At 28.8% G+C, this 18644-nt stretch carries 15 protein-coding genes; all 15 read right to left on the bottom strand.

From position 1 onward, the window contains the following. Positions 1 to 7: 7 nt before the first annotated feature. The 15 genes from AC0B4N_RS03615 to AC0B4N_RS03685 all read right to left on the bottom strand — a co-directional run bounded on the left by AC0B4N_RS03615 (position 8) and on the right by AC0B4N_RS03685 (position 18638). On the bottom strand, positions 8 to 1192 hold the full coding sequence (locus AC0B4N_RS03615; RefSeq protein WP_465102483.1) for an IS30 family transposase: 1185 nt from the start codon (positions 1190 to 1192) through the stop codon (positions 8 to 10). 233 nt (positions 1193 to 1425) lie between these two features. Further along, positions 1426 to 2121 (bottom strand): CDP-diacylglycerol--glycerol-3-phosphate 3-phosphatidyltransferase, encoded by a 696-nt coding sequence (gene pgsA, locus AC0B4N_RS03620; RefSeq protein WP_465102484.1) that lies wholly within the window; start codon positions 2119 to 2121, stop codon positions 1426 to 1428. Beyond that, positions 2108 to 2740, bottom strand: coding sequence for an MHJ_0274 family protein (locus AC0B4N_RS03625; protein ID WP_465102485.1), 633 nt, complete (start codon positions 2738 to 2740; stop codon positions 2108 to 2110). Before AC0B4N_RS03625 ends, pgsA begins: the two co-directional genes overlap by 14 nt. A 162-nt stretch (positions 2741 to 2902) precedes the next feature. Continuing rightward, positions 2903 to 3256 carry a hypothetical protein gene (locus tag AC0B4N_RS03630; protein ID WP_465101680.1) on the bottom strand — a complete coding sequence of 118 codons (354 nt, stop codon included), beginning with the start codon at positions 3254 to 3256 and terminating at the stop codon, positions 2903 to 2905. 9 nt (positions 3257 to 3265) lie between these two features. Beyond that, positions 3266 to 4834, bottom strand: a complete 1569-nt coding sequence (gene mgtE, locus AC0B4N_RS03635; protein WP_465102486.1) for a magnesium transporter — start codon at positions 4832 to 4834, stop codon at positions 3266 to 3268. 2 nt (positions 4835 to 4836) lie between these two features. Beyond that, positions 4837 to 5418, bottom strand: a complete 582-nt coding sequence (locus tag AC0B4N_RS03640) for a diadenylate cyclase (RefSeq protein ID WP_465102487.1) — start codon at positions 5416 to 5418, stop codon at positions 4837 to 4839. A 9-nt stretch (positions 5419 to 5427) separates the two neighbouring features. Then, on the bottom strand, positions 5428 to 5658 hold the full coding sequence (locus AC0B4N_RS03645) for a hypothetical protein (protein ID WP_465102488.1): 231 nt from the start codon (positions 5656 to 5658) through the stop codon (positions 5428 to 5430). A gap of 1 nt (position 5659) precedes the next feature. After that, positions 5660 to 7534: a ribonuclease J gene (locus tag AC0B4N_RS03650; protein WP_465102489.1), complete on the bottom strand. Its 1875-nt coding sequence runs from the start codon at positions 7532 to 7534 to the stop codon at positions 5660 to 5662. Between the two features lie 426 nt (positions 7535 to 7960). After that, entirely contained in the window at positions 7961 to 9145 is a 1185-nt protein-coding gene (locus AC0B4N_RS03655) for an IS30 family transposase (RefSeq protein WP_465102490.1), read from the bottom strand. A 156-nt stretch (positions 9146 to 9301) separates the two neighbouring features. Then, the gene (locus AC0B4N_RS03660) at positions 9302 to 9757 is read right to left on the bottom strand and encodes a hypothetical protein (RefSeq protein WP_465102491.1); all 456 of its coding nucleotides are present in this window, start codon (positions 9755 to 9757) and stop codon (positions 9302 to 9304) included. Beyond that, entirely contained in the window at positions 9750 to 12194 is a 2445-nt protein-coding gene (locus AC0B4N_RS03665; RefSeq protein WP_465102492.1) for an ATP-binding cassette domain-containing protein, read from the bottom strand. Before AC0B4N_RS03665 ends, AC0B4N_RS03660 begins: the two co-directional genes overlap by 8 nt. Then, complete coding sequence (locus tag AC0B4N_RS03670; protein WP_465102493.1) at positions 12187 to 13248, bottom strand: ABC transporter ATP-binding protein; 1062 nt, start codon at positions 13246 to 13248, stop codon at positions 12187 to 12189. Before AC0B4N_RS03670 ends, AC0B4N_RS03665 begins: the two co-directional genes overlap by 8 nt. Positions 13249 to 13260: 12 nt before the next feature. Continuing rightward, positions 13261 to 14580 carry an ABC transporter permease gene (locus tag AC0B4N_RS03675; RefSeq protein ID WP_465102494.1) on the bottom strand — a complete coding sequence of 440 codons (1320 nt, stop codon included), beginning with the start codon at positions 14578 to 14580 and terminating at the stop codon, positions 13261 to 13263. Then, positions 14573 to 15748, bottom strand: coding sequence for an ABC transporter permease (locus AC0B4N_RS03680; protein ID WP_465102495.1), 1176 nt, complete (start codon positions 15746 to 15748; stop codon positions 14573 to 14575). Before AC0B4N_RS03680 ends, AC0B4N_RS03675 begins: the two co-directional genes overlap by 8 nt. A 61-nt stretch (positions 15749 to 15809) precedes the next feature. Continuing rightward, positions 15810 to 18638: an OppA family ABC transporter substrate-binding lipoprotein gene (locus tag AC0B4N_RS03685; RefSeq protein WP_465102496.1), complete on the bottom strand. Its 2829-nt coding sequence runs from the start codon at positions 18636 to 18638 to the stop codon at positions 15810 to 15812. Between the last annotated feature and the right edge of the window lie 6 nt (positions 18639 to 18644).

Genomic DNA, 18644 nt, shown 5'->3' on the forward strand with positions numbered 1-18644 from the left:
AAAAATTTTAGGTTATCTTATATTTCCGGACAACTTGCCGATAGTTATTTATTTTTTCCATCATATAATCAATTTCTTGCTGAGAGTATTTATCTAAGCTTTTTCCTTTGGGAATGTAATACCTAATTAAGCGGTGCATATTTTCTATTGAACCTTTTTGTCATGAACTATATGGTTGGCATTTAAATAGTCTTTCAGTTGGAATAACCTGGTGCAATAAGACATTTTCACTACCATTATCAACTGTTAAAGTTTTAATGTCTAAGTTATGTTTCTTGATTAGTTTTAGAAGAGTTTGTTTGATAGCTTTGGAGTTGCGTTTTGAGAGCATAGCATAAGACATTCTGGTTTGCCGTTCAATTATCGTCACAATACAATATGTATCATTGATTTTACCAATAACAGTGTCTAATTCAAAATGACCATGTTCCAAGCGATCATTAATATAAGCTGGACGTTTTGAAATTTCTGTAGCATATTTTAATGTTTTAGGTTTGGTTTGTTTTTTCTTCCTTATACCATATTTGCCTTCAGATTTTTTAACAATATGGTCAAAATCAAGGAAATAAGGGTATTTTTTGATTATTTTATAAATTGAACTAGGTGAAGGAGCAAATTCATCAGGGGATAATTTTTTAAAAGAATTCACAAGATAGGTAACTGATTTCTTAACTTCTTTTTGCTGCAAATTCTTTTTATTTCTATTTTTATTGTATGTATTAAGCTCACTATACCAATATTTTCTGTAGGCCTTTCATTTCTCTTTAATTGCATCACTTACAAAAAAGAGTCGCGAAAATGAATAACCTAATAAATGTTCGTATAGTTTAGTAAAATTAAGGGTTTTAACCCGCATTACTCTTTTTGAACACTTAGCACAAACATAACGATTTTGTTTATCTAAACTAAGTGGTTTGCGATTTGTAATAATTTGGATTTTACTTTTTATACTTCGAATGTCTCTGTTAGAAATCTTAGCTACTTCTTGGATTGAGAAGCCTTCAGAAAGTTCTTGTAAAATATTATAAAGTTGTTCTAGATCGATTTGATCTGATCGTAATTTTCGATGCGACTCAAGAGCTCCTTGCATTTTCAAGATAGTGTTGTAATTCTCTTCAATTTTAAAATGTTGATATTTATTTTCTTTTCGATATTTGTCAAAAACACAAATATATTTTTCTAAATTTTTCATATAATTTTAAGGTCTCCTTTCATTTTTTTAAAATTTATTAATACAACTATTTTATTACAAGGCAGACAAAAACAATGTCACATGCAAAAAAACTTGCATGTGACATTTCCAATTAATAATTATTTATTTGTGGAATTAATACAAAGATTAATGTTGATCACACACATTTTTTATAATCAAAATATAAATAGATGCACAATGCATAATACAATAAAAAAACCGCAACGGCGGTTTTATTTGAAGATTAAGTGACGGTATGGATAAATATAATCAAAAGCTGAGTATAAACTTAACCCAAGGGCTATTAAAGTTGGAATATTAAATAATATAACGGCTCAGTAAACTTCGTTAAAGATTCAAGGTGCAGCTAAGTAACTTATTGAAACAAAAATAACTGCTAAGCTAAGTACGATTGTTTTTAATTTTCCATAAAATTTGGCTGCAATGTTAATATTATGTTTATATAAAACAACTCTAGTTCCATCTACGACTAAATCTCTAACTATAAAGATGATTATAATTCAAAATGGAATGATGTTGTAAAATGATAAAAAGATTAAAACAGTTGTTGTAATAACTTTATCTGCTAGTGGATCCCATAATTTTCCAAAAGACGTTATTGCATTATATTTACGGGCCAAAAAACCATCAATATAATCAGTAATCATTGCAATAATAAAAATCACTAAACTAAATGCAACAATACCAATATCATAAGAATATACACCTTTATAAACCCACATAAATGGGAATAAAATTACTAAAGGTAAGATCAAGATCATACGTAAAATAGTAAGTAAATTTGGTATTTTTTCTATTTTGATATTTTTCAGTTTTGCAAAACCTCTAAAATTCTTAAATCCATGAGTAATCTTATGTTTTAGTTTTGAAAACTTTAATTTAAAAGTTTTGAAATTAATTTTCTTCATTAGCGAGACTCCTGTCAAAATCTTTATTTAAATTATTTAGATATTGTGTTTTAATTTCATTTTTTAATATTTCTGGGTCTTTTAAATCATTTATTTCACTTGAAATTGCTTCTTTAGCTGCTTCTAATGCTAGAGGAAGTTGATCAATAAAAAATTGTAAAGAAGATTGCGAAAGTTTTTTATCTCATAAATTTGAATTTAAATCTTTAAGTACATTTAAGTTAGTCACAAAAACTTTATAACGTTCTGAAGTTTTTAAATAGTTTTTAAATTCATATTCATTTTGTAAATCATTGATTGTTTGAGCAGCAGCATAGTTTAAATGTGACATTTTGTATTTGCCAACACTGACAACAAAATTTTCATGCTCTTTGCGGTTTAATAAAATTAATTCATTAATTTTTATAGTTATTTCATTTCAATATATTACAGAATTTTTTTCAAGCTGCAATGCTGCTTCTTTGGTTTTCTTACGGTTTATTTTTTCTTTAATATAAGAATAAACAATATAAGAGAGCAATAAGAGCAGTAAGACACCTAAAATAACTCAAATAATTATTGATGAATCAGTTCCAAAAACACTACTAGTGTTATTTGGTTTTGAATTGTTATTTTCCATTCTAACTCCTAATTAATAGGTATTATATTTATTAAATTTAAAGAATAACTTTACTTTATGAAAATAAAGTTATATATATTATATTAAATTAATAAGTTTTTAAAATCTTTTAAAGTAAATATTAAAAATTTTTTAAGACTTTAATATAGCCATAAGAAATTTTTATTTAGCTTTAATACTTAGTTTCCATTTATATTCTTTAACAACTTGGCATTGTTCTTTGATTTGCTGCTCCATCTCAGGGATGCTTGGAATGATTTGATCTGAGCCTTCTTGATTATAGTTAATTAAGATACTAAATAATAATTCGTTAACTAATTTTCGATCAATCACAGTTTTCGAATCAGGTTTTTGGTAAGTTACTAGTCCACCTTCTGATAAACGCTCATGAATTTCAATATCTGTATCTTTTACTAACTCTTGCATAAGCTTTTTAAGTTCTTTTGCTTCTTTGGTTAAACGCAAATAATCTTCGGCTAATAATTTTAGTTTTTCAATATCAGCTACTTTAGACACAAATCTCCTTTAAATTAAACTAATGTTATATGTATTTAATACGCTAAATGTTTGTAAATTTAATTGATTTAACGTTGAATTAGTTGCGGGTTTTTCAAATAAACCTGCCTTTCAAGCAAGATATAAAACTAAAATATTGAGACCAAAGAAAATTAATGTTGATAAAGCATCGCTTAAAGTTGTTAAAATAGGCGCAGACATAACAGCTGGATCTTTTTTAAATTTAATAGCAACAAGCGGAATAATTGTTCCTAAAAACTTTGCAAAAATAACTACAAATCATAAAGATAATGAACTAGCTAAAATAATAAACGAAAGCGAAACCCAGTCAGTTTGACCATTTTCAAAAGCATCATTTGCAAAACTTGGAATTGCATAATAAATATATAAGCGAATTAAATTTATTAAAAACATAATTCCACCGATAATTGTTCCAACTAATAATTCTTTATAAATAACTTTTTTATATTGACTTGAATCAAATTCACCCAGTGCTGAAGCTCTTGTTACAGTTGTCGTTGACTGAGAACCCGCATTTCCAGCTGAACCACTAATAATTGGTATTAAAGAGACAATAACAGCAGTAGAAATAGTAATACCAAATTGATTGATGCTTTCTTCACTAATGTTTGTAAATTTTTGAATAATATATTGCGATAAGGTTGCAGAAAGCATCAAAATAATTAACCACACGACTCTTGAGCGTACAATTGTTTTAATTGTAGTTTTTAAATAATTTTCTTCTGAAATTTCAGGACTAATTCCGGCCATCTTATACATATCTTCAGTAGCTTCCTCATTGATAACATCAATAATATCATCAGATGTAATCATTCCAATAAGGCGATTTTCAATCGAAACCACTGGCAAAGATGATCGATCATTGTCGGAAAAAACTTTAGCGGCTTGCTCTTTATCATCAGTTGGATATACAGCAGCAACGGGGTTAACTCATGCTTCAAGTCGACTTGTTTCATTATTAAAGATAATTTCTTCTAAGGTAATATCACCGAGTAATTTTCCATCATTATCAACAATGTAAAAATTATGGCCCATAGTCATATTATTATGATAGTCTTTGCGAATTTTTGCTAAAGCATCCTTTAAAGTTCATGAGCTTTTCAAAATTGAAATATCAACTTGCATGATGCTGCCAACTTGGTGGTCTTTATAAAGAAAAATTTGGTTGATAATATCACGTTTTTCTTTTGGTGTATGTGATAGGATCTTGCGCATAATATTAACTGGTAATTCTTCTAAAATATCTACTAGTTCAGCAGTTTCCAATTCTTGTAAAACTTTTTTTCCTAACTCATCACTAAATAGGGTAACTAGTCTTGTTTTAATTTCATCTTCAAGGTAACTAAAAATCTCAGCCGATTCAGTTGTGCGCAGTACTCTTAATAAATATAAACGATCTTCATCACTTAGTAATTCATCGCCCATAATTAGAGCAAAATTCGGATACGTAGTTTCTTCTTGCAATTCGCGAATTTCGCGAACTTTTTTAGTTGCAATTAATTTTTTAATTTCTTCCACAGATAATTCATGTTTGATTTGGTTCAATATCTTATCCATTACTATCCTTTCAACATCTTAATAAATTCTTGTTGAAATTCATCAATTCTAACTGATAAAATAACGTTTTTTTGAAATAAACGAATTACACCAGTTTGTTCAGAAACTAAAATAGTTATAGCATCAGTCTGATCTGAAATACCAATTGCAGCTCGGTGCCTTGAACCATATGAAGAAGGAACTGATTTATTAGTAATTTTATAAAAAGTAGAAGCATAATAAATTTTGTTTTTTCTAATTATTACAGCTCCATCATGCAATGGTGAATTTTTATTAAAAATTGAAATTAATAAACCACTTGAAATATTTGCATCTAAAATAATTCCATCTGTGCGATAATTATCAAGTAAATCATTATTTTCAACGCTAATAATTGCGCCTATTTTGTATTTTGATAAATATTCAATAGTTTCACGCAATTGGTTAATTAAACGTATTTGTGAACTTTGACCTATTTTCTTATATGAATTTTTTCTAGTTCTGTTTTTAATTGACAAATTAATAATCGGTTGTAAAACAAAAAATAAAATAATAACATTAAAAACTAACAGGGTAATTAAAATAATAAAGGTAGTTTGTTCCATGGTTTATTCCTAATCAGTCTTACCGATAAAATAAGCACCAACTAATAAAACAATCACAACAATTATTATTAAAATGGTTAGAATAAGATTTCTAAATAATTCTTTTTTAGATAACGGCAGTTTTTCTTGAACTTCTTTATGTTCAAGATTTGCTTGTTCATATTCTGCTTTTTTTCTTGCGTATTCAATTTCTTCTTGCCGCAATTTAATAAAATCAAGTTTTGGTTTATTTTGTTTCATTTTATACCTCGTCTTCATCATCAATTTCATAATCAGAATCTATCATGCTTAATGATAATTCCTCAATTTCTTTTAGTTTTTGTTCAACTAATTTGGACTTTGTTTTTTTAACCTTTTCAATCGTATCTTTTTGTTCACCTTTAGAATTACCAAATTTAATTGGTTTAGACAATAAATCAGCATCACTATGGTCATCAGTAAATAATATTGTCGGAACTACCACAGGGTTACGACGCTTTTCTTTATGCATTAGAGCATTAAGACGTTCAATAATTAGTTTTTCAAGTTCAATAACTGTTCAATTAGGGTTATTCTTAATATGGAATAAAATTGCCCCATGACACACTCTTTTACATTCTTCAATTAAAGATTTCGAATTTTTAACAAAGAAAGTCCCCTTTGTTAAAACTTGAGGACGCCCAATAATTTGGTTAATAGCTTTGTTAATTAAAATCACCATGCTTACAAAACCAGAATCTTTAAGTTGTGCCCTTTCTTTCATAATTTTACCCGAGAAATTTAAAACTGTATTCCCATCAATAAAAATTGGACCAAAATCAATTATTTCGTTTGTGCGTTTAATATTTTGATTCAACATTTCATAAACAACACCTTTTTGTATAATAATTACGTTTTTACGACTCACCCCGTTTTCAATAGCGCTTTGCCCATGTGCAACACTCATCCTGAATTCTCCATGGTATGGTAAAAAGTATTTGGGTTTAGTTAATTGGAAAATTTTATCGTGTTCACTTTTATAAGCATGCCCTGAAGTATGTAAATAACCATCTACACCATTTTCTTTAATAATCGCACCTAATTTACAAAGTCGGTTGATTAATAATTCAATTACCATGCGGTTGCCAGGGATTGGACTTGATGAAAAAATAATCATATCTCCTTTGGTAATTTTCACTGTTGCATGTTTACCATAGCTCATTCTTGATAATGCAGCAAGTTGTTCTCCTTGCGAACCAGTTGTCAAAATTACAAGCTCAGAATCCTTAGTATTTTGGGCAGTTTTTTTGTCTATTAACACTTTATCATCAACATTTATATAACCTAGCTTTCGAGCTATTTTAACACCTTGAATCATTGAACGTCCAAAAGTAATAACTTTTTTACCCAGTTTTTGTGCTAGTTCAATAATTACCTTAATACGCGTTAAATTTGATGCAAAAGCAGTAATGATAATTTTCTTTTTTGCATCAGTCATATGCCTTTCAATATCAGTTAAAATATCGCTTTCTGATGGCGAATGCTCTGGCCTCATTGCATTAGTTGAATCAGATAATAAAGCGGTAAGTCCTTGTTTACCCATTTCATCTAGCCTTGCAAAATCAGTATAATTTCCAATCGGTGTATAGTCAAATCTAAAATCACCAGTGCACATTATGCTTCCATTTGGTGTTATAATTCTTATCCCAAATGAATCAGGAATTGAGTGTTGCGAAGTTCAAAAATCTACTTTGCAACCATTTGGGAAATTATGCACATCATCCTTTTGAATTTCAATAAATTCAATTTTAGATTTTATGTTATGTTCATCAAATTTAAGTTTTAAATATTGAATAGCAATACGTGGCGCGAAAATTTTATTTAGTTTTGTTTGTTTTGCTAAATAAACAACACCTCCAATATGGTCTTCATGACCATGGGTAATAAATAACCCTTCAATAGTTTTTTCAGGCCTGTTTAAATATTCGAAATTTGGAATAATTCCTTTGATTCCTGTATTAAAAGTATCTGCAAATTTAATACCAGAATCAATAATAAAAATATGGTTATCATGTTCAATTAGTAAAGTTGATTTACCAATTTCCTCAACTCCCCCAAGTGGAATAATTCTTGTAGGGAGATTCTTTTTCTTATTCATCTTAATCTCTCCTTTTCTTTTAAATTTATATTATGTAATGAATGGAATAAAATAATGGATTAAATAATAGTTATTTAATTTCTTATATTATAACACGATATAACCGAAATAAATTAAGTTAATGAAAAACCTTCAAATAATTTGAAGGTAATTTGACATGAGATACCTCGATGTCGGCTCAGTAGTATTATAACATAAAATTTAGAATGTGCATCAATGATTTGAATACAAAAAAACACTGTTTTTTGGAAAAGTCACTTGCGAGATATTAACAAAATAATTGTCTTTTAATTTTAACATAATTTTTAGATAAAAAAATGTATGAGAAAACAGAAAACACGGCAGTGTTTTCTCGTCGGTTTTGCTTACTTTTGTCAAAAGTAAGGCCCCTTTGATTGCAATCAAAGGCGGGGGATTAAAAAAATTTTAGGTTATCTTATATTTCCGGACAACTTGCCGATAGTTATTTATTTTTTCCATCATATAATCAATTTCTTGCTGAGAGTATTTATCCATGCTTTTTCCTTTGGGAATGTAATACCTAATTAAGCGGTGCATATTTTCTATTGAACCTTTTTGTCATGAACTATATGGTTGGCATTTAAATAATCTTTCAGTTGGAATTACCTGGTGCAATAAGACATTTTCACTACCATTATCAACTGTTAAAGTTTTAATGTCTAAGTTATGTTTCTTGATTAGTTTGACAAGAGTTTGTTTGATAGCTTTGGAGTTGCGTTTTGAGAGCATAGCATAAGACATTCTGGTTTGCCGTTCAATTATGGTCACAATACAATATGTATCATTGATTTTACCAATAACGGTGTCTAATTCAAAATGGCCGTGTTCAGAGCGATCATTAATATAAGCTGGACGTTTTGAAATTTCTGTAGCATATTTTAATGTTTTAGGTTTGGTTTGTTTTTTCTTCCTTATGCCATATTTGCCTTCAGATTTTTTAACAATATGGTCAAAATCAAGGAAATAAGGGTATTTTTTGATTATTTTATAAATTGAACTAGGTGAAGGAGCAAATTCATCAGGGGATAATTTTTTAAAAGAATTCACAAGATAGGTAACTGATTTCTTAACTTCTTTTTGCTGCAAGTTCTTTTTATTTCTATTTTTATTGTATGTATTAAGCTCACTATACCAATATTTTCTGTAGGCCTTTCATTTCTCTTTAATTGTATCACTTACAAAAAAGAGTCGCGAAAATGAATAGCCTAATAAATGTTCGTATAGCTTGGTAAAATTAAGGGTTTTAACCCGCATTACTCTTTTTGAACACTTAGGACAAACATAGCGATTTTGTTTATCTAAACTAAGTGGTCTGCGATTTGTAATAATTTCGATTTTACTTTTTATACTTCGAATGTCTCTATCAAAAATCTTGGCTACTTCTTGGATTGAGAAGCCTTCAGAAAGTTCTTGTAAAATATTATAAAGTTGCTCTAGATCGATTTGGTTTGCTCGTAATTTTCGATGCGACTCAAGAGCTCCTTGCATTTTCAAGATAGTGTTATAATTCTCTTCAATTTTAAAATGTTGATATTTATTTTCTTTTCGATATTTGTCAAAAACACAAATATATTTTTCTAAATTTTTCATATAATTTTAAGGTCTCCTTTATTTTTTGAAAAATTATTAATACAACTATTTTATTACAAGGCAGACAAAAACAATGTCACATGCAAAAAATCTTGCATGTGACATTTCCAATTAATATACAAAAAAACACAAGTATGTCTACTTGTGTTTTGGAATTTAAATTATAGAAGATATCACAAAAAATATAATAAAAAGTATGAAAAACAACAAAATATTTAAATAATATGCAAGGTTATTAATAGGCGATTTAGAAGCTTTCTCTTGATTTCGTGCAATAATTGTTTGACGATATTTATTAGCTTCATTTGCATTCATATAACGCATTTTTCTTTCTTCTTTGTATGTTCCTACATTGTTTTTTGCTTGCTTAAACGGCCTGCTCATTGATTTTCAAAAATTCTTAGTAATAATTAAGATAACAAGCAATAAAGAACTAGATACAATTGCAGATACTGAAAGCAAGTTCAAGAAGGATTTAGCATCATAAGTTTTTTTGATGCTAAAATCAATTAAAAGTATTATTAAAAAAATTAAGAATGATATACCAAATAAGATGTATAAATGTTTTTTGTGTAATTCTTCTTTAATTGAGTTTCAAAGGTTTTTAATCATTATTTGTTTCTTGGTTAGTTCATTTTATAAATTGCTCTTTAGTAGCGTAAACAAAATGGTTTTGATTAGTAGTTAGAGCATAATTTATTGGAACATTTGGATATCTTTGAGCTTTTAGATATTCTAATTCAAATTTAACATCAGTAAATTTTTCGTTAGCATTAGAAACTTTTGGAATAGCTTTAAATAAGTTAATTGTGTAAGGGTGTAGTGGGTTTTGATAAATTTCTTTTGTATCACCTGATTCAACAATTTTACCAAAGTGCATAATTTGAACACGATCGGCAATATATTCAATCATTGATAAATCATGAGCTATAAAAACCATTCCAATATTTTTTTCTAAACATAAATCTTTAAGTAAATTAACAATTTGAGCTTGGATTGAGATATCTAATGAAGCAATTGGTTCATCAGCAACAATAACTTTTGGTTCAGAAATTAAGGCTCTTGCAATAACAATTCTTTGGCGCTGTCCTCCTGAAAATTCATGTGGGTAACGATATGCAAATTGCTTTAATAACCCAACATCTTCTAAACTTTTATAAATCGTTATCTTAGTAAATAAAGATTTTAGTTTCCATAAATTAAATGGTTTCAGTATATAAGTCAAGAATTTTTGTAACTTTTTATTTTTATTTAAAAGCCATAAATCAAACTTAGAAACTCCCAGCAATACATAAGTATTATTTAAATCTTTTGTAAGGTATTTAAGTTCGATATCAAATGATTCAACACCTAATAATTTATCTCGCACATTTGTATCATAAACTTGTAAATCAATTTTAGCTTGTTTTAATTTACGAGTTAATTTTATGATACTTTCTTGTTTGCTATTTTTTGCTTCTTTAAGTCTTTCTTGGAGTCTTAAAATACGATTAGTTTTATAAAACTCTTTAAATTTCTTATGAACTAACTTAAATAGTTCATTATTTTTCTTAGAAACAATATTGAGCTCTTTCCAAGTATTTTCTTCGCTGTTAATTTGATCTTTAAGTAAATTAATTCTAGTTTCAAAATCTAAAACATATTTTCTAACTTCTTCATTATGGATTTCTTTAGCTTCTTGATATTCTCTTTTAGCTTTGTCTAATTCTTTTGAATTATCAAGAGGTTTTTTGAAAAATTCTTTAAATTCTAACTTAATAGAATTTAAATATTTATTTAGCTCATTTTTAAAAGAAATTCTGTGTGCATTTTTCCGTTCAGTTGAAAGATTAGTATATTTTGTAAAATCAAATTTATATTCTTGATCAATTATTTTCACTAATTCTTGTTTATATGCTTTTAAAGAACTAAACGAATAAACATCTAAATTTAGTTTTTGTTCAAAAATTGGCAGCGAAATTTGATTAAAAGAACTAATTAACTCTTGGAGCTCATTAAAAGTTAAATATGTTAAAGATGTTTTATTTTTCTTAAATAAGCTTTCGGCTTTTTTATTTAATAAATGTAGTTTTAATTTATAAGCGTGAAATTCAATATCATAAGCATTATATGATTCATTTCAATTAAGCCTTGATTCATTTTTTAATTCCGCAATAATATTCTTAACTGAATTTCGTGAACTTGAATATTCTTCCCATCAATTTAGTGAATTAGCCTTAATGTTTTGGTATGCTTCTTTACGGCTTAATTTATATTGATAATATTTTTTGGTTTTTTTGCTTAATTTAAGCTGTTCATTATACTTTGCTAAAGCCTCCCAATAAGCAACTTCATCAATATCAATTTGATTCAAAGCAAGCTTGGTTTTTGATTCATTATATAATGAAATTAATGAATCGGTATTTGAATATAAATTATTAATAATTGTGGAATTGTTCTTATTTTTCTCTTCTAAAAATGAAAAATAAGAATTAAATTTATCATCGTATGAACCTTCATCATTTTCAAAATCATTTATATTACTCAAAATATCGCTTCATTTATCATTGAAGGGCTTAGTTAATGAATTAGTAATTTTCAGATTTTCTAATCTTAATTTTAAAACAGCTTCTAAAAATGAATAATGGAAGTTTTCTTTAACTTTGCTTCAAGTTTTATCTAAATCTTTAATTTTGTTTTTAATGATTTTATTAACTACTAATGGTTCTTTTAAAATTGTGAAAATTGTATGTTGACCATTAAGAGCAGCCATTGGATCTTGAAAGATCATTTGAATGTTTTTGCGCATGAATTTACGTGTTTGAGATGAGATTTTTTTACCTGAAATTAATTTTCCATCTAAACGCACAAACCCATTAAAATCATCATAAAGCCTTAAAAGTGAACGACCAATTGTTGTTTTCCCAGAACCTGATTCACCAATTAAACCAACTATTTCACCCTCTTTAACATCAAAAGAAACATCATCAACAGCTTTGTTAACATGTCCTTTATTAACAAAGAATTTTTTTAAATTAAAAATTTCTAAAATAGGTCTCTTGTTATTCATGATCGTTGAACACCTTTCTAAAATTCTTAAGTCTGTTTTCTAATTCTGGAGATAATGCAACTTGTGGAGCTTTTGGATGTAATAACCACGTAGCAGCAGCATGAGTTTGCGATACTTCAAAAAGTGGGGGTTCTTTAACAAAATCAATTTCAAGGGCATAATCATTTCTTGGCGCAAAGGCATCGCCCAAGGGTAAATTATTCATATCCGGAGGGGTTCCTTTGATCGAATATAACCGATCTTCTTTGTTTTCTGGAATTGCAGAAATTAAAGCTCAAGTATAAGGGTGTCTTGGGTCAGTAAAAATATCTTTTTTTGTCCCGCGTTCAACAATTTTGCCAGCATACATAACATAAATATAATCACAAAACTTAGCAACTACAGAAATATTATGACTAATTAGAATAATTGAAATATTCATTGTTTCACGAATTTGATCAAATAAAGCTAAAATTGAAGCTTGAACCGTTGGATCTAAAGCTGTTGTTGGTTCATCAGCAATTATTAAACTAGGTTTCAAAGCAACAACCATAGTAATTACGATTCTTTGCTTCATACCCCCACTAAGGGTATGTGGATACATGTCAAAAACTTGTTCTGGTCCTCTGATACCAAATTTATCTAATAAGTCAACTAGGTATTGGCGCTTTTCTTGGTAAGTTTTATTTTTTCAATCAACATTTTTATTTAAAGCATCTAAGAGTTGCTTGCCAACTTTACGAGTTGGATTTAAGGAAGTTAAAGGATCTTGAGGGATATATCCAATTTTATGTCCCCTAATTTTTTGCCAAAAACTATCTCGTTTTGATTTTAACAAATCAATTCCATCGATATTCATTAAATCAGCAGTAATTAATGAATTTTCATTAATATTTAAAAATGATTTTGAAGTAACTGATTTTCCTGACCCTGACTCTCCAACAATACCAACAATTTGACCTTTGGTAATTTCCAAATCAACACCACGGACAATATTTATATATTTATTACGTTTAACCTTAAAACTAACTTTAAGGTTCTTGACAGATAACAAAACATCTTGTGATTCTTGCATATAAATATCCTCCTATTTTGATTTAATAACTTTAGGGTCTAATGCATCATGGACACCTAAAGCAATGAAGTGTAGCGAAACTGAAATTGAAAGTAAGATTAATGATGGAAGTAACAACGTCCAAATATTTGTGGCAGCTTCAGCAGGGGCTGAAGAAATAATTTTTCCTAAGTTTGCATTATCAGATTTAAAGAAACCTAAGAAAGCAAGTGATGAAATTGAAAGAATAATTGACGGAATTGATGCAACGTAGCTAGTTGCAACTTTGCCGACAATTGAAGGTAATGCATGTTTATAAATTAAACGGACTTTTGAAGCACCAACTGATTGAGAGGCGGTAATAAATTCTGAATCCTTAACTGTAATAATAAATAATCTTGTTCTACCAACAGAACCAACTCAACCAACAAAGATTAAGGCAAAACCTAAAGTTAAGTCAGTTGTTCCAAATAAAGTAGCAAATAATAATAACCAAATTAAAGTTGGTGGAGCTGAAAAAATATCAATTAAACGCATGATAATTGTATCAGCGGGTTTGCCAACATGAAATCCTAAGTAGGATCCAATAGCAACTCCAATTAAGGTTTGTAAGGTAGCAACAACTAAAGCAAGTCTAATTGCTCTTCAAGTTCCAATTCAACTTTGAGTTCATATATCAATACCAGTACTTGTAGTTCCTAAATAAGTTCCTAATTTAATGTGGGGGTTAGCGGCTAAAATTTCTTGGTAATATTTAGCAGTCTCTTGTGCAGAAATTGTTGGGCTAATGCCAGAATTAATTAAAACAATATGCACCGAGTCAATTTCATACCATTTGTAAAAATCAATATATCTAACTAAATTTCCACTTGTCAGATCTTGAGTAAAGTATTCTGGTTTGTTAAACTGATTTCATAAATACCCGCCATAATAGTCCGCTTTTTGTCAAGCTAAGGCATTTTCAGTAAAGTAATTATCACTAAAAACTAACTTAGAATTTATTTTACCAGCTCAAATTGCAGGTAAAGATTTTACAAATGATGAACCTGTATTAGTGGTTAGGCCAGCTTTCTCGCCAATTAAATTAAGTTTGGTAGTTTGATCTACCGAAATATCTGCACTATAGTTTGAATAAGTTGTTACGACTATCGAGGTTATAAAGACCGCTAAAAAAACAATTAAGAATAAAACTGAAGGCCAACTTTTGAAGAATCTTTTGAAGATTTCCACCATTAATTTTTTTGGCTTACCAGCAACGTTACTAAAGTTATTAGTTTGAGGAGCAAAAGCAAATGGATTAGTAATATTATCCAATTTTAGTTTATATTTTTGGTTAAATTCTTTACTAGTCATTTATTCCTCCTTGTAATTGCTTGTGTTTTACAAAATCTTTATTACGTTGCATAGTACGCATAAATATTTGTCAATAACTAAACCCTGATTGAGATGAATATTTAATTCTGGGATCTAAAATAGTATATGAGATGTCAACAACAATCGTAGTCATAACACCTAAAAATGTGAAGAAGACTGTGTTGAACATAATAATGTTAATTTCCCCTTGCGGGAAAGATTGGGCAATAATTTCTGAAGTACCAGGTATATTTCAGTATCTTTCAATAACAATTCCTCCAGTTAATAAACCAATATATGAAGGAATTAAAATTGCTGCTAAAGGAATTGAAATATTTCTTAAGACATATTTGAAGAAAATTTCAGATTGTTTTAATCCTTTTGAACGTGCGATTAATACATAATTTGATGTTAAAACTGTAATGACTTGGTTTCGTGTATAAGTAATATACCCAGATAAAGAACCAAGCACTACAATTAAAATAGGTGGTATTCAAGACAAGAAAATTTGGCTTTTAGTATAAACTTGTGAACTTTGTGCTGAATATGGGTTAATAAAGTTTGGCGTAATATTAACCCTTAATAAAATTGAAATTAAGATTGGGGCAATAATAAATGATGGTAAGGCAATAAAGAATAGTGAAAAAACATTAATTCCTGCATCAAATATTGTTCCCCGCTTGTACCCAGCAACTGTACCAAGCACAATACCCATAATAGCACTAATAAAAAACGCCGGAAGAGTAATAATTATTGATAATTTTAAGTATTTAAAGAATAATTCCGAAATTGATGATGTTTGTGTTTGTTGGAAAATATTTTCATTAAATGGTTCTCCAAATGGGTTTTGTTTGTTTGTAAAAATATCACTAAGTCAATATCCAAAGCGGGTAAACGGACTTAAGCGATAGTTGAGTCAAACATTTTCAAATTCATCATAACGATTGGCTCAAGAAGCGGGTAAAAAATGGTATCTTACTGAATCATTAAAAAGCTTTTTTAATAATTCTTTATTTGAATTATTATTACTACTAGATTCTGAAGTTGCTAATGCTTTTTCTACAAATGGATTAACAGAAAACTGAGCTGTTAACACATATACTACAAAAACAATAATTAGCAAAGTCAAAATAGCAAAGCCGATCCTTTGTAAAATGTATTTTAACATTAATTTTCCTTTCTATCATAAAACACAAAGCAATAAACAATCATGTTTATTGCTGTTTATGTTATTTATCTTGTTTTGGTTCTTCTAGTCTTACTAAGTAAGTTGAGTAATCACTTTCGTTAGGTGTATTAGGATAAATATAGTTAGGGTTTACTAAAACATCAGAAATTCCGTTTGTTGTTGAAGTATAGAATGGATTAGGTAATAAACCAGAAATATTTGTTAATTCACTTGTAAATTTAATAAGTTCATCTTTAGTTAATGCATGTGTTGTATCTGTATTCAATCACAACAAGTAGTATGCAGAAAGTTCGTATGCACTAAGGTATTTAGTTGTATCCTCTTTTGGTATATCTTTTAAGACAACATTTGTATCAGTTGATTTTTCTTCGTCCACAAGTTTTTGACCTAAATAATCTGGCAATGAGTGTAAATCTTTATTTGTGAGTTTTGACCATTTTTCAGCTGGAATTGATATTTTTAAAGTTTCCTTATTTAATTCTAAATAAGTTTTTAATTTCTGAGCTGCTTTGAATAAAGTTGGATATGCCAAAGCAACTTTTGCACTATATTGTTCATCATAAGCAATTGCAGCAAGAATTGGCATTGCATATTTTCATGATCTATAGTCATTTGAACCGTTAATTAATTCATAATCAGAAGTTCAGGAAATTATTTCAGCTGGTGAAGGTGAGTATAGGAAGTAGCTCTGAAGCGATTTAGTTGCATTTTGTGGATCTAATTTTACAACAGAAACATTCATTCTTTCAGGGTATAATGAGTTAAGTACCTTTACTTGGTTTAAAAGTGATTGTTGTTCTTTTTCATTATAGTTAGTAAATCTATATGAAATCACAAATCTAATTTTACTATTTCCTTTCTCTTTATCGCTATCTTCTTTGTAAGCTGGATTTTCATTGTAAAATTCATCAACTAGGGTTTTAAAACGTTCTTTTAGTGTTTGATAAGCAGCAGATTGATATTTTTGATCAGCCGCTTGTCCAACTACATTGTTTTCACTAGGTCTTAATTCAGTCCCTAAGTTACCACCAAGATCAACTCTTTGATTAGTGTTGCGATCCACAACAAAAAGTTCGTTGATTTGGTCGGCTAATTTTCTCGGTGTATCTGTGTCAGTATTTACAAATGGTGTATCTTGGGCAACACCAGTAAGTCAAGCCATACCATCAAGAGGTTGAAGTGATTCTTTAGCAGCATGATCTCAGTTAATTGCTGATGTAATAATGTTTCTAAATTCTGCCCCTCTTCCTGTTGTTGTGTAAGTTAAAGTATTTGTTGCTGTCCCTTTGTTAAGTTCTTCATGAGTTGCTCCTCAAAGTAATTTTGCAAATGCATCATTAAAGTATTTATCATTAAATTCTTTGTTTTGGCCATAATTTGGGATTACTGATAAATAGTAGTAACCTAAAGTTGATTTTTTGTTTGAACTTTGAGATTTGCTTAGTCCAAAAACGTCTTTATTTTTAATTATTTTTTGTTGAGTATTTGCATCTAATTGTGTAAATGAAATTGCTGAAGTAGTTCCTGAAATAAATGCATTATAGTTTTGACTCTTATATACATTTGCATCAACAGGTGCATTAAGATAGACATGTTGTAATTCTTTTAATCTACCAGGTGTATTTACATATGCTTGATCTTTATATTCTGTATTTAATACTCAACGTTTTGTTAAATCAGTAGCATCATATCCTTTATAGTAATATCTACCAGCATATAAAGTTGTATCATTGGTAAGTCCATACCAGTATACTGCTGAGTCTTTAGTTTTACCAGTAGCTTTTGCTAAGTCACTTGCGATTGTTGCTTCTCTACCTTTTTCTTTTTGGAGTGGGACAAACTTTCTTAGTTCAGCTAGATTTTTGTTCATTTCATCAATGTATTGACTTGGTGCTGGAACATAATCATAGTTACCAAATAAAATACTTTTGTAGAATTCTACAAATTGTGCGGTAGCATTTGGATCAGCTTTTTGAAATACTAAGTAATTTTTGTCACCATCTTTTTTAATAAATGAACTTTCGTCAATTATTTTGTCAAAATCAATATTGTACAGTCCATATAAATATTTATTACTGAAGGTATTTTTCTCATCAAATGTACCCGCAGAATTTGGAATAATTGTTTTAGCTGTTTCATCTAAGTGTTTTGATCCACCATTTTCAAGACGTGCCTTAGTATCTGAATGTAAGTAAGTTCTTAAAATTCCGTAATAGAAATCTCTAGCAACGATTTTGTAATTTGTTTTCGTACCAGTTGAATCTACCCAATTTGCAGATTCATCAACCTCAATTTCAAATTTAGATGCTTTTGATAAGTCATCAAAAAATTTAGGATTGTTGATTGATTTAGGATCATTGCTGGTTAATTCTATGAAAGATGATGCATAATATTTCCCATCAATTGTCGGAGCTCCTAAAGGCTCAGTTTTATCATTATCATAAACAACTTCTTTACCATCAACATATAGTTTAATAGATTTTGCATATTCTAAGGTTCATTTTAAGGTCGAAGGTTTAGTTACATAAGTTTTTTTGACTGCATTAATACCGTCAGCACTAATTGATTCTTCTTCAAAAAATTCAGCTTTGCCAGATCCTTCGTGTCTAAATAAGAAACCTGATGAAGCTAATCCTACACCCGCTGATGAACCACTGATTGAACCAGAATACTTAGATCCATCAAACTCGCCAGCAGATTGTTCATATTTAGAGTTAAATTGATTACGGTAAATGTATTGTTTTGCATAGTTCGCAAATGTTTCGGTGACTAAAATATTATCGCCACTATTGCCACAAGCTACAGTGGCTATTGGTAAAGCAAGTGCACTTAATGTACTTGCAAATAAAAATAATTTTCTTTTTTTCATAATAAT

The sequence above is a fragment of the Mycoplasma sp. 13536 genome (genome assembly GCF_055523495.1).